Source organism: Polaromonas sp. P3_A5, assembly GCF_056403055.1.
In genome coordinates, this window is sequence record NZ_JBFUGF010000002.1 from 13,928 (window position 1) to 26,670 (window position 12,743).

Annotated in this window: 11 protein-coding genes; 2 read left to right on the plus strand and 9 right to left on the minus strand. The window is 62.5% G+C overall.

Going from position 1 to position 12,743, the window contains the following annotated elements; translation table 11 throughout:
- Nucleotide 1 precedes the first annotated feature (1 nt).
- The 9 genes from AC1DU8_RS17615 to tal all read right to left on the minus strand — a co-directional run bounded on the left by AC1DU8_RS17615 (nt 2) and on the right by tal (nt 10,147).
- On the minus strand, nt 2–790 hold the full coding sequence (locus AC1DU8_RS17615) for an L-iditol 2-dehydrogenase (RefSeq protein WP_457282609.1): 789 nt from the start codon (nt 788–790) through the stop codon (nt 2–4).
- Nucleotides 787–2,190 carry a D-arabinitol 4-dehydrogenase gene (gene dalD, locus AC1DU8_RS17620; RefSeq protein ID WP_457282623.1) on the minus strand — a complete coding sequence of 468 codons (1,404 nt, stop codon included), beginning with the start codon at nt 2,188–2,190 and terminating at the stop codon, nt 787–789. Before dalD ends, AC1DU8_RS17615 begins: the two co-directional genes overlap by 4 nt.
- Before the next feature lie 86 nt (nt 2,191–2,276).
- Nucleotides 2,277–3,314 carry an ABC transporter ATP-binding protein gene (locus AC1DU8_RS17625; protein WP_457282608.1) on the minus strand — a complete coding sequence of 346 codons (1,038 nt, stop codon included), beginning with the start codon at nt 3,312–3,314 and terminating at the stop codon, nt 2,277–2,279.
- Nucleotides 3,315–3,327: 13 nt separating this feature from the next.
- Nucleotides 3,328–4,152 carry a carbohydrate ABC transporter permease gene (locus AC1DU8_RS17630; protein WP_477689935.1) on the minus strand — a complete coding sequence of 275 codons (825 nt, stop codon included), beginning with the start codon at nt 4,150–4,152 and terminating at the stop codon, nt 3,328–3,330.
- 10 nt (nt 4,153–4,162) lie between these two features.
- Nucleotides 4,163–5,020: a carbohydrate ABC transporter permease gene (locus AC1DU8_RS17635; RefSeq protein ID WP_457282606.1), complete on the minus strand. Its 858-nt coding sequence runs from the start codon at nt 5,018–5,020 to the stop codon at nt 4,163–4,165.
- A gap of 45 nt (nt 5,021–5,065) precedes the next feature.
- A complete protein-coding gene (locus AC1DU8_RS17640; protein WP_477727067.1) occupies nt 5,066–6,373 on the minus strand; it encodes an ABC transporter substrate-binding protein in 1,308 nt (435 codons plus the stop codon).
- A gap of 277 nt (nt 6,374–6,650) precedes the next feature.
- A complete protein-coding gene (locus tag AC1DU8_RS17645; protein ID WP_457282604.1) occupies nt 6,651–7,511 on the minus strand; it encodes a DUF3047 domain-containing protein in 861 nt (286 codons plus the stop codon).
- Between the two features lie 90 nt (nt 7,512–7,601).
- Nucleotides 7,602–9,179 carry a glucose-6-phosphate isomerase gene (gene pgi, locus AC1DU8_RS17650; RefSeq protein ID WP_477727068.1) on the minus strand — a complete coding sequence of 526 codons (1,578 nt, stop codon included), beginning with the start codon at nt 9,177–9,179 and terminating at the stop codon, nt 7,602–7,604.
- A 20-nt stretch (nt 9,180–9,199) separates the two neighbouring features.
- Nucleotides 9,200–10,147, minus strand: a complete 948-nt coding sequence (tal, locus tag AC1DU8_RS17655; RefSeq protein ID WP_457282602.1) for a transaldolase — start codon at nt 10,145–10,147, stop codon at nt 9,200–9,202.
- A 141-nt stretch (nt 10,148–10,288) separates the two neighbouring features.
- On the opposite strand from tal, the gene zwf reads away from it, so the two are divergent.
- Complete coding sequence (zwf, locus tag AC1DU8_RS17660) at nt 10,289–11,761, plus strand: glucose-6-phosphate dehydrogenase (RefSeq protein WP_457282601.1); 1,473 nt, start codon at nt 10,289–10,291, stop codon at nt 11,759–11,761.
- A gap of 128 nt (nt 11,762–11,889) precedes the next feature.
- Complete coding sequence (locus AC1DU8_RS17665; RefSeq protein WP_457282600.1) at nt 11,890–12,735, plus strand: MurR/RpiR family transcriptional regulator; 846 nt, start codon at nt 11,890–11,892, stop codon at nt 12,733–12,735.
- Nucleotides 12,736–12,743 lie beyond the last annotated feature (8 nt).

The following is a 12,743-nucleotide window of genomic DNA, read 5'->3' on the forward strand; positions in this document are numbered from 1 at the left end:
ATCAGCTCATCACGTTGCCGCCATCGACATTCAGGGTCTGCGCCGTGATGTAACGCGCTTCGTCGCTTGCCAGAAATACCGCCGCTCCCGCGATGTCTGCCGGTACACCCATGCGGCCGAGCGGCACTTCGAGGCCCACGCGCCGCTTCTTTTCTCCCGGTGGCAACCCTTCTGCCCTGGCAAACAGGCTGTCGACATGGTCCCACATCGGCGTATCGACCACACCGGGTGCGATGCCGTTGATGCGAATGCCATGCGGCGCCATGGCCAATGCGGCACTCTGGGTGTAGCTGATGACCGCGGCCTTGGTGGCGCAGTAGTGCGACACCAGCGCTTCGCCGCGCCGCCCGGCCTGCGAGGCCATGTTGATGACCGACGCACCCTGCGTGCCAGCTTCGACCATGTGGCGAAGCACGGCCTGCATGACAAAGAACATGCCTTTCACATTGACGGCAAAGAGCTTGTCGAAAGATGCCTCGTCGCTGTCAAGCAAAGGCGCGAGGTCGAACACGGCCGCGTTGTTGAACAGGGTATGAATGGGGCCAAAAGCGGCCTGTGCCTGCGCCAGCAGGCGCGCAATCGCCTGCGCGTCCGTCACGTCCGCCGCGATGTAGGCCAGGCAGCCGGGATGACGTTTCTGCAGTGCCTGCACGGCTTCAGGCGTCGCCACTGCCCGGTCGACCACGCTGCAGTGCGCGCCCTCGGCGATGCAGGCTTCAGCCACCGCCAGACCGATGCCGCCACCGGCACCCGTCAGAAGCACATGATGGTTCTTCAGACGTTCGTTCATGTTTTTTTTACCCCTGAATTGACAAAACCGGCTACCCGCCCGATCGCTCCGCGCACGGCATCCGTCAGCCGCGTATCGCCTGCGGCACTCCCCCATAGCCCCGCGTCGGAGCACAGCGCGCGCACAGGATCGACAGCGTCGCAGATCGCGCGGGCCACGGCCTCGTCCATACCCTGGTCCTGATAGGCATAGGGCAGCGCTCCCCGGTGCCAGCGCCGCAGAAAAACAAGGAACAGCGCAGGCAGCATTGCGACGCTGTCGATGGGCTGTCCCGCGGCGAGCCGCTCCCGTACCGTGGGCGCGATAAACCCTGGAATCTTCGAGAAACCGTCCGCCGCCACGCGTTGGTTGGTGTCGCGGATCGCAGGGTTGCCAAAGCGCTCGAGCACCACATCGCGGTACGCCGCGAGGTCGATCGGCCCGGGAGTGTCGGGAGAACTCAGGCAGGGAATCACGTCGTCCGTCACATAGTCGTAGGCCATCTTCCGGATTGCCGCGTGGTGTGTTCCTTCGTGGATGAAATCCAGCCCGACCAATGTGCCGGCCCAGGCAATGCAGCTGTGCGTGGCGTTGAGGATGCGGATCTTGGCCTCCTCGTAAGGCTGCACCGATTCGACCAGTTCCACGCCCACACGGCCCCAGTCGGGTCGCCCGGCCGCGAAATTGTCTTCGATCACCCACTGGATGAAACTCTCGCCAGTGATCGCGGCCGCATCATCCCTCCCCGTGGCGGCCTTGACGCGAGCGCGCAGCTCGGGTGGCGGACGCGGCGTGATGCGGTCGACCATCGTGTTGGGACAACGGGTGTTCCCCGCGACCCACGAAAGCAGCCCGGTATCGCCTGTGAGTTCAATGAATTCGCGCAACCCGGCATAGAAGCGGTCGCCGTTGTGGCGCAGGTTGTCGCAGTTGAGCAGGGTCACCGGGCCGGCCAGCGCCGCCTTGCGCGCGCGCAGGATCGCGCAGACGGCGCCGTAGATGGTCACGCCCTCCCCGCCCGCCTCGCCGCGGCGTGCACGCTCAAGGTCTGCTTCGAGATCATTGAAAGACAAGTCCAGCTTGCCTTTCGTGTCGAGGTAGTAGCCTGCCTCGGTCACGGTGAATGAAACGATGCGGGTGGACGGCGCCGCGCCGCGAGAGATCACCGCAGCCAGCGAGGCTTCCCAGGGAAGCACTTCGCGGATGGCCTCAACCTGTTCATAGCGGTACTCGCCGGCCGGCGATACGGTTTCCAGCGTGTAACGCCCGCCCTGTGCCTGCAAGGCCGCGACGACCTCGGCCATGTCGGGCCGGATGTTGGCGCCCACGATGGACCAACGGGTGTCGCCCGCATCGATAAGCCGCTGAAGATAAACGGCCTGGTGGGCTCGATGAAATGAACCCAGTCCAAGGTGAAGCACCGTGAATTCCGAAGGCGCCGGTGGCGTTTGCACAAGAAGCGCTGTTGCGAGAGTCAAGGGAATGTCCGAAAGGAAGAAGGAAGAAATCAGGCCGGAACCGCACGGCCTTCACGGTTGAACAGATGAAGCACCGAGGAGTCGAGCTCGACCGCCACATCGTCACCCGCATGAAGCGGTGTCCGCTCGTTCTGGCGCGCTATCAACGGTACGCCGCCGACGTCGACGTGAATCAGGGTATCGGCACCGAGTGCCTCGATCAGCTCCACGCGGCCTTGCACACCCAAAGCAGCGGCCTGCTTCGGATGCACGCGCAAGCCTTCCGGCCGGACGCCCAGGAAACCATCGCTCGGCAGGCGCCCGCCGGTGGCCGCCGAGAAGCTCGGAATGGCGCTCGCCGCCACCATGTTCATCGACGGCATGCCGATGAACTGCGCGACAAACCGGTTCGCCGGGTGGTCGTAGAGTTCCAGCGGCGTGCCGACCTGCTCGATCAGTCCGTCCCTGAGCACCACTACGCGGTCGGCCAGCGTCATCGCCTCGACCTGGTCGTGCGTGACGTAAATGGTCGTCGCGCCGAGCGCGCGGTGCAGCTTGTGGATTTCGACGCGCGTGTTGCCGCGCAACGCGGCATCCAGGTTGGACAAGGGCTCGTCGAACAGGAACACCTTGGGCGCACGCACGATGGCGCGGCCAATCGCCACCCGCTGCCGCTGTCCGCCCGACAGGTCTTTCGGTGTGCGGCCCAGGTACTGGGTGAGGTTGAGCGTTTTGGCCGCGTACTCGACCTTGGCCTGGATCTCGTCCTTCGGCACGCCCGCAAGCTTGAGCGCAAAGGACATGTTGTCGTACACACTCATGTGCGGGTAGAGCGCGTAGCTCTGGAACACCATCGCCAGGTCACGCTTGCCCGAAGGCGTCCAGGTGATGTCTTTGCCGTCCAGCAGCAAGTTGCCTTTGGTGATGGGCTCAAGCCCCGCGATGAGGCGCAGCAGTGTCGATTTTCCGCAACCCGAAGGGCCGACAAAGACGATGAACTCGCCCTTGTTGATTTCAAGATCAACACCGCGGATGATTTGGGTTTCCCCGAAACTTTTCTCGATGTTCTTGAGTTCCAGATAAGCCATAAGTCAATTCCTTTCACTTCACCGCACCGAATGTGAGGCCTTGCACCAGCTGTTTCTGGCTGAACCAGCCGAACACGACGATGGGTGCGATCGCCATCAGCGAGGCGGCTGACAATTTGGCCCAGAACAGGCCTTCAGGGCTGGAGTACGATGCGATCAATGTCGCCAGCGTGCCGGCCTTGGCCGAACTGAGGTTGAGCGCCCAGAAGGCCTCGTTCCAGCTCAGCACCAGGCACAGCAGGCCGGTCGAAGCGAGACCGCCCACCGACAGCGGCAGCACCACATGGCGGAATTCGGTCCAGAGGCTCGCACCGTCCATGCGTGCGGCTTCCAGGATCTCGTTAGGAATGTCCTTGTAGGCGCTGTAGAGCATCCACACCATGATCGGCAGGTTCGCCAGCGTGAACACGATGGTCAGCGCGGTAAGCGAATCCAGCAGGCCCGCGGTTTGTGCGAGAACGTAGATCGGCACCAGCGCACCCACCGCCGGCATCATCTTGGTGGAAAGCATCCACATCAGGATGTCGCGTGTCCTCTTCGTACGGAAGAAGGCCATCGAGTACGCGGCGGGTGCCGCGATCAACAGGCCGATGAGGGTTGAGCCCAGGCTGGTGATGAGCGAGTTGCGCGCATACAGCAAATAGTCACTGCGGCGCTGCACTTCGCTGAAGTTGTCGAGCGTGGGCTCGAAAATAAAGAGCGGCGGCACATGAATCGCCTGCAGTTCGGTCTTGAAGGCTGTGAGAAACAGCCAGCCGAGCGGAAAGAACAGCAGCAGCGCGGCGGCCCACGCGCCCACGGTGCGAAGCAGTTGCGGAAGGAAGTTGCTTGGTTGCATGGTCGTTCCTTCAGTCGAGGTTCTTGCCGACGATGCGGATGAGAAACACCGCCACGATATTGGCCACCACCACCGCAAACAACGCACCTGCCGATGCCACGCCCACGTCAAAGTTCATCAGCGACTGCTTGAAGATCATGTAGGTTAGATTGGTGCTCTCGTTGCCCGGACCGCCATTGGTGGTGATGGCGATCTCGGCGAACACGCTGAGCAGAAAGATCATTTCGATCATGATCACCACCGCCATCGGCCGGCCGAGATGCGGAATGATGAGATAGAAGAAGCGCTGGAACGAACTTGCACCGTCCATGCGCGCCGCTTCCATCTGCTCGCGGTCGAGCGACTGCAGCGAGGTAATGAAGATCAGGCAGGCAAAGGGCAGCCACTGCCAGGCCACCATGATGATCACCGACAACAGCGGCACATCGGTGAGCCAGTCGACCGGTTGCGCGCCGAAAAAACGCCAGAGGTCGGCAAGCACGCCGTAAATCGGATTCATCATCATGTGCTTCCACAGCAGCGCGTTCACTGCGGGCATGACGAAGAACGGCGAGATAAGCAGCACGCGCACGATGCCCCGCCCCGGAAAAGGCTCGTTCACCAGCAGCGCGAGCAGTACACCGAACACCACCGTGATGACGATCACGCTGCCGATGAGCAGCAGCGTGTTCCAGGTCGCAGGCCAGAAGTCCGGATCGGTGATGAAGTACTGGAAATTCTCGATGCCGATGAACGGATGCTCGCCGGGTTGCATGAGGTTGTAGCTCACGAACGAGAAGTACAGGGTCATCACGAGCGGCACGATCATCCAGAGGAAGAGCGTGAGCACTGCGGGCGCCATGAGCGCGCGTGGCAGGAGGCGGTTCATGTTGTGGGTCCCGGGGCGTCAGGGCAGGGCATGCTGCCTGTGGGTTTACTTGTAATACCCGGCCTTCTTCATCTCGCGCTCGGCCGCCGTCTGTGATGTCTTCAGGGCCTGGTCCACCGTGACCTTGCCCGACAGTGCGGCACTCATCTGCTGGCCCACCGCCACGCCGATGGCCTGGAACTCGGGAATCGCCGCGTACTGCACGCCGACGTAGGGCGACTTGGGCAGCGTGCTGTCGCTGAGGTTGGCACTGTCGATGGCCTTCTTCTCGGCGGCAGCAAACTTCGCAACCTTCTGGAACTCGGGGTTGGCGTAGGTCGACTTGCGCGTGCCGGTGGGTACCGTCCCCCAGCCATGTTCCCTGGCGACCAAGTTGATGTACTCCTTGGAAGTAGCCCACTTCACGAAGGTCTGGGCAGCTGCGCCCTTGGTCGAGCTGGCCGGAATGGCCAGGTTCCAGGTCCACAGCCAGTTGGCGCCCTTGGGCGTGACGGCAACAGGGGCCTGGGCAAAGGCCACCTTGTCGGCCACCTTCGACTGCTTCGGATCGCTGATGAACGAGGCGGCGATGGTTGCATCCACCCACATGCCGCACTTGCCTTCGTTGAAGAGTGCGAGGTTTTCGTTGAAGCTGTTGGCCGAGGCGCCGGGCGGGCCGTAGGCTTTCATCAGATCCACGTAGAAGCCGATCGCGTCCTTCCAGGGCTTGGTGTCGATCTGCGGCTTCCACTGCATGTCGAACCACTGGCCGCCGTTGGTGTTGACCAGCGTGGTCAGGAAGGCCATGTTGTCGCCCCAGCCCGGCTTGCCGCGCAGGCACATGCCGTACACCCCGGCTTTCGGATCGTGGATCTTGCCGGCCAGTTCCTTCACCTGTGTCCAGGTGGGCTGCTCAGGCATCTTGAAGCCGACCTTGTCGGCGAGGTCCTTGCGGTACATGAGCATCGAGCTCTCGCCATAGAACGGCGCGGCATAGAGCTTGCCTTCATGCGACAGGCCGGCGCGGATGGCGGGCAACAGGTCGTCGACGTCATAGGCGGCATCGGTGGCAATGGGCTGCAACCAGCCCTTCTTCGACCAGATCGGCGCTTCGTACAGGCCGATGGTCATCACGTCGAACTGCCCGCCCTTGGTGGCGATGTCGGTGGTGACGCGCTGGCGCAGCGTGCCTTCTTCGAGCGTGACCCATTTGAGCTTGATGTCAGGATGGGCCTTCTCGAAAACCGGCGTGAGCTTCTGCATTTCGATCATGTGGCCGTTATTCACCGTCGCCACCACGAGTTCGGTCACGGCATGGGCCATGCCGGCGCCTGAGAGTGCAAGCACCAGGCCTGTCTGGATAAAACGCTTCATAGGGTGTCTCCTTCGTTATGTCAGTCGAAACGGCCGCTTTGCCGTTCACTGCATTTTGAAGAAAGGTCCTTGCGGGTTTGATACCAGATCAGGGAATTTCAATACTTTGTTGCATCGAAGGAGTGGTAATTTCCCTAAACTCCGCATTATTAGATGCAACAAATTGTCAAGACCGACGTGACGCGCTCTGCCAATCCAGGGCCGCTAGCCTGCGTTGCTTGCTCAAAAGGCAGAAAAATGAAATCGGTCGGCATAGACACGCCGACCGGTCGCGGCGCTATTTGCGCGCGACAGCCGATGCCGGCACCAGCTTGAGTGGCCCGTAGAAGGCCTGCAGCTGACCCTCGTTCTTTTCGCCTTCGGTGAAGACGGCGAAGCTCAGCAAGGCGCCCGGATCTTCGCCAAAGGCCTTGCGGTAGTCGGCGCGGATGTCACGCTCGTAGCTGCGCCATTCGTTGTAGCCGTGGTCGCCCGAATCGACAATGATCTTGCGGATACGGTCGGTGCGGTCGTTGACGACGACTTCGCCCGGCCGGTTGACGCGCGACCACGAATAAACCAGCGTCGCGAACGGCATTTCTTCGCCGGTCAGCAGTCGGCTCAACTCGGACAGCAGGGAATTTTTCATCGACAGCCGCGAGCGGTCACCTTCGAACGCGAGCACCACCCGCACCGGCACATCCTCGAGTTGCGGCAGCGCGAGGTTGGCACCCGCACCGGCGTACGGCACGTTCCAGGAAAAGCGCACGAGCCCTAGCTGGTCGGGCTCGATGCGGTGGCGATGGCGCAGGATGCTGCCGGACGCCTCGACCTTTGCGAGCACCGCGTCGCGACCTTCATGACGCACATAGCTGTAGCTGGCCGGCTGTTTGCCGGGCACGCGGAAGATTTCCCACTTGAGGTCGTCCGGTTTGAGCTCGCCAGCCTTGGGCGGGGCCGACATCTCGGCCCAGGCGGTACCCGTGACCCCCTCCGCCGGGCCCAGCGTGCCGCCGCGGCTGACCGGCTCATCGACATCAGTGTCCTCGTCAGGAGCTGAGCGTGTCGCGCAGCCGGAGACCAGAGCCAGCGTGAGAAACGCTGCGGCGAACATCGAAAAACGGGGGGAAAGGCGGCGAAGCGGAAGGGAAAAAGACATGATGCGAAGCCATCGAAAAATCGGCGATGTGGCAAGTTGACCACGGAAGCGCGCGCTCCCGCAATGGAAAAACGCACAGTTTTGCGGTATTCAGCCGGCAATCTTGCGCAGCAGGCCGGCGGTCGAGCCGTCAAGGCCGGATATGTCCCCGCTGCGCAGGCGTGGCTCGATGTCTTTGGCCAGCACCTTGCCCAGCTCGACACCCCACTGGTCAAAGCTGTTGATGCCCCAAATCGCACCGCTGACAAATACACGGTGCTCCTGCAGCGCAATCAGCGCGCCCAGGCTGGCCGGCGTGAGCCGTTCCAGTAACAGGAAGGTGCTGGGGCGGTTGCCGGGAAAATGCCTGTGGCCTCCGACCTCTTCTTTGCCGGTCATCAGGGCTTGCGCCTGGGCCAGGACGTTGGCCAGCAATTTGGCGTGATGCCCCGGCAGGTCATGCGGTGCATGCGCGGCTGTTTTGACCGCCACAAACTCGACCGGCACCACCGACGTCCCCTGGTGCAGCATCTGAAAGTAGGCGTGCTGGCCGTTGGTGCCCGGTTCGCCCCACAGCACCGGCGACGTTTCAAACGGCAAGGCCTTGCCATCCGCATCCACACGCTTGCCGTTGCTCTCCATCTCCAGCTGCTGCAGGTAGGCCGGCAGGCGGCGCAGCGCGCTGCTGTAGGGCGCGATGCTGCGGCTGGTGAAGCCATGAAAGTTGCGGTACCAGACGTCGAGCAGCCCCAGGCGCACCGGCAGGTTGTGCGTCAGCGGTGCGGTGCGAAAGTGCTCATCCATGGCGTGCGCGCCGGCCAGCAGCTCGCGAAAGCCGGCTGCGCCAATGGCGATGGCCACCGGCAAGCCGATGGCCGACCACAGCGAATAACGCCCGCCCACCCAGTCCCAGAAACCAAAGGTGGTGCTGATGCCGAATTCGTTGGCTGCCGCGACATTGGTCGTCAGTGCGGCGAAATGCCGGCTGATGTCGCGTCCGCCCTGTGCCTCAAACCAGCGCCGGGCCGAATGCGCATTGGTCATGGTCTCGGTGGTGGTGAAGGTTTTGGACGCGATCAGGAACAGCGTGCTTTGCGGCTTGAGCCCCTTGAGCACGGTAGCCAGCTCGTCCCCATCCACATTGGAGACAAAGTGAACGCGCTTGCCCGTGGCGGCAAATTCGCCGAGCGCCAGCACCGCCATTTGGGGCCCCAGGTCGGAGCCGCCTATGCCGATATTGACAACATCGGTGATGGCGGCATCCGCGCGCACCTGTTCGGCATAAGCGAGCATGGCGTCCAGCGTGGTGTGAACCTGGGTCAACTCGGTTGCTATATTTTTAATAGCTGCCGGCGCAACACCATCCTGGGCTACAGCCGGATTTCGCAGTAAAAAATGCATCACGGCGCGCTTTTCGGTGCCGTTGATCAGTTCCCCGGCGAACATGGCGTTGCGGTGCTGCTCCAGCCCGCACGCGCGCGCAAGGTCAAACAACAAAGCCTGGCTGCCGGTGTCGATCAGGTTTTTGGAAAGGTCCGCAAAAACGTGTGGTGCATCCTGGCTGAAGCTGGTGAAGCGATCCGGATCGGCAGCAAATGCAGCCTTCAGGTCGAAATCTTTGCCGGAAGCGGCATATAGCGCCTGCAGCGCAGGCCATGCGGAAGTCTGGTCGCAACGCAGTCGGTTCATGACGTGTCCTGTGCGGGAGGTTATGCGGCCAGCATCAGCTGCTCAAGTTTCACGGCATCGGCCGCGAAAGCGCGAATGCCTTCGGCCAGCTTCTCGGTGGCCATGGCGTCTTCGTTGAGCGCGTAACGGAATCCGGCTTCGTCAAAGTTCACTGGGGGCAAATCCAGCGCCGCTGCGGCTTTGGCATCGAGTGCGCGCGGCAGCGCGGTATCGCTGGCGGCAAGCTGGGCCAGCAGTTCCGGGCTGATGGTCAGGAGGTCGCAGCCGGCGAGTGCAGTGATCTGGCCCACGTTGCGAAAGCTCGCGCCCATCACCTCGGTGGCAATGCCGAAGTGCTTGTAATGGTTGTAGATCTCGCGCACCGACTTCACGCCGGGATCATTGGCGCCGGCCATGGCGGCTTCGTCCCAGGCGGCGCCGGCAGATTTTTTGTACCAGTCGTAGATACGGCCGACAAACGGCGAGATCAACTGAACCTTGGCCTGGCCGCAGGCGATGGCCTGGCAGAACGAAAACAGCAGCGTGAGGTTGGTGTGGATGCCGCGCTGTTCCAGCTTTTCGGCCGCCTGTATGCCTTCCCAGGTGGCAGCGACCTTGATCAGCACGCGGTCAATGTGAATGCCTTCAGCCTGGTAGAGCTCGATGATGCGCTCGCCGCGCGTATACGTTGCGTTGGCGTCAAAGCTCAGGCGGGCATCAACCTCCGTCGAGACTCGGCCCGGAATGATAGAAAGGATTTCGCAGCCAAAACGCACCAGCAGACGGTCCATGACTTCGTCAAGCGCCCGGCCCTTGAAGCGGCTCACGGTGTCCTTCAACAGCGGCTGGTAATCAGCCTTCTGCACCGCCTTGAGGATCAGCGACGGATTGGTGGTGGCGTCCTGCGGCTTGAACTGCCCCAGTTGCTTGAAGTCACCGGTGTCAGCGACTACGGTGGTGAACTGTTTCAGGGCGTCAAGTTGGGTCATGGCTGGGTGGCTGGTCAAAACGCGGAGTGGTCCGGATGAAACACCGCGCGGTGCCTGGGTGCAGGCATTTCACGGGTTCGATGTCGAGTTACCATTATGCCCATAGAATATGAAACTTTATTACCAAGACAATTTTTTACCATGAGTTTTGACCTCATCCTGTTTGGCGGCACCGGCGACCTGGTGTGGCGCAAGATCATGCCGGCCCTGTTCCAGGCCTTCCGCCACGGCTCATTACCAGAGGGCGGGCGCATTGTGGGCGTGGCACGCGACGATTTGTCGGACGACCAGTACCGCGCGCTGATCAAGTCCCGGTTTGACAATGTCGAGCTGGCCAAGCGGCCGAGCGAAGAGGAGTTCTCGCGCTTCGCGGCGATGTTGGGCTACCTGCGCATGGACTTGTCCAACCCGGCCGACTATGCCGCACTGGCTGCGAAACTGCAGCAGCGGCCCGCCGACGTGGTGGTGATGTACGTGGCCACCGCGCCCAGCCTCTTCACCACGGTCTGCGAGCAGATCGCCGCCGCGGGCCTGAACGGCCCTCAGACGCGCGTGGTGCTCGAAAAGCCGCTGGGCCACGACCTGGCCTCCAACCGCGCCATCAACAAGACGGTACGCAGTGTTTTAAGCGAACAGCAGATCTTTCGCATCGACCACTACCTGGGCAAGCCCTCGGTGCAAAACCTGTTTGCGCTGCGCTTTGGCAATTCGCTGTTTGAACCGCTGTGGCGCCGCGAAACCATTGCCAACATCCAGATCACCATCGCCGAAGACCTGGGCGTGGAAAAGCGTGGTGCGTTTTACGACAGCACCGGCGCGCTGCGCGACATGGTGCAAAACCATGCGCTGCAGCTGCTGTGTGCCATCGGCATGGAGCCACCCATCAACTCGCACGCCGATGCCATCCGCGACGAGAAACTCAAGGTATTGCGATCGCTGAAAGCCTGGACGCCTGAAACGCTGAGCCAGCATGTGGTGCGCGGCCAGTACGCGGCCGGCAACATCGACGGTGAGGCCGTGCCCGGCTACCGCGACGAAAAAGGCGTGCCCCCTGACAGCAGGACCGAAACCTTTGTGGCCCTGCGCACCGAGATCGCCAACTGGCGCTGGGCCGGTGTACCGTTTTACATCCGCACCGGCAAGCGTCTGGCTGGCCGGGACGCGCACATCGAGGTGAACTTTCGCCCCGCGCCGCACGCGATTTTCAAGTCGGCGCTGGCCGGCTCCAATGTGGCCAACCGGCTGGTGATCAACCTGCAACCCAAGGACGGCCTGGAGCTGCACCTGCTTGCGCAGGGTGCCGACCAGCGCACGGGGGGCCGCGGCACGCCTTCGCTGGCGCCGGTGCAGCTGGACCTGGATTTCGACAAACGCTTCGGCTCCGAGCGCGTGGGCGCTTATGAACGGCTGCTGCTGGATGTGATTGACGGGCGCTTGAATCTGTTCGTGCGCAGCGACGAGCAGGAAGAAGCCTGGCGCTGGGTCGAACCCATCATGGACAGCTGGAGTAACCAGGCGAGCGCGCCACGGCCTTATGCCGCCGGCACCTGGGGGCCTAGCGCTGCGAGCGCGATGATTGCGCGCGACGGCTATTGCTGGTCAGAGGAATGTTAGCCCCCACGGTCACTCACTTCGTGTGTTCCCTGCCCCCCGAGGGGGCCGCCCGCCTGCGGCCCGGCAAAGCCGGTTCCGCGGCTCATGCTGGTTGGAGCAAACGCCACGCGCCACTGGAGACATAGCCAATGCTCGACCGAATCAAGGCGTCCCTTCCCTCTCTTGCACCCGCCGAGCAACGCGTGGGCCGGTTGGTGCTGGCCGACCCGCGGGCATTTGCCAATTTGCCGATCACGGAGCTGGCGAGCCGCTCGCATGTGAGCAAGCCGACAGTGGTGCGGTTTTGCCGCAGCATGGGCTATGACGGGCTGTCGGACTTCAAGCTCAAGCTGGCGGGCAGCGTGAGTGAGGGCGTACCTTTCATCCACCGCAGTGTGGACGCGGACGACAAGACCGGCGACGTGATGGTCAAGGTGATCGACAACACGGTAGCGGCGTTTTTGAAATACCGCAACGATGCGAGTTCCGTGGCCGTTGAGCGGGCCGCCGACGCGTTGCTGGCCACGTACAACACCGGCAAGCGGATTGAGTTCTTCGGCGTGGGCAACTCGGGCATCGTGGCGCAGGATGCGCAGCACAAGTTTTTCCGCCTGGGCATCACCAGCATCGCCTACAGCGACGGCCACATGCAGGTGATGAGCGCCTCGCTGCTGGGGCCGGGCGATTGCGTGGTGGTGATCTCCAACTCTGGCCGCACGCGCGATTTGATGGACGCCTGCGACATCGCCCGCAAGAACGGCGCGACCACGATCGTCATCACCGTCACCGGTTCGCCGTTGGCCGCAGCCGGCAACATCCACCTGGCAGCCGACCACCCCGAGGGCTACGACCGCTACAGCCCCATGGTGTCGCGCCTGATGCACCTGATGATCATCGACATCCTGGCAACCTGTGTGGCACTGCGCATCGGCAGCAAGCTGCAGCCGTTGCTCAAGGAAATGAAAAACAACCTGCGTAACAAGCGTTATGCCTGAGACGAGCA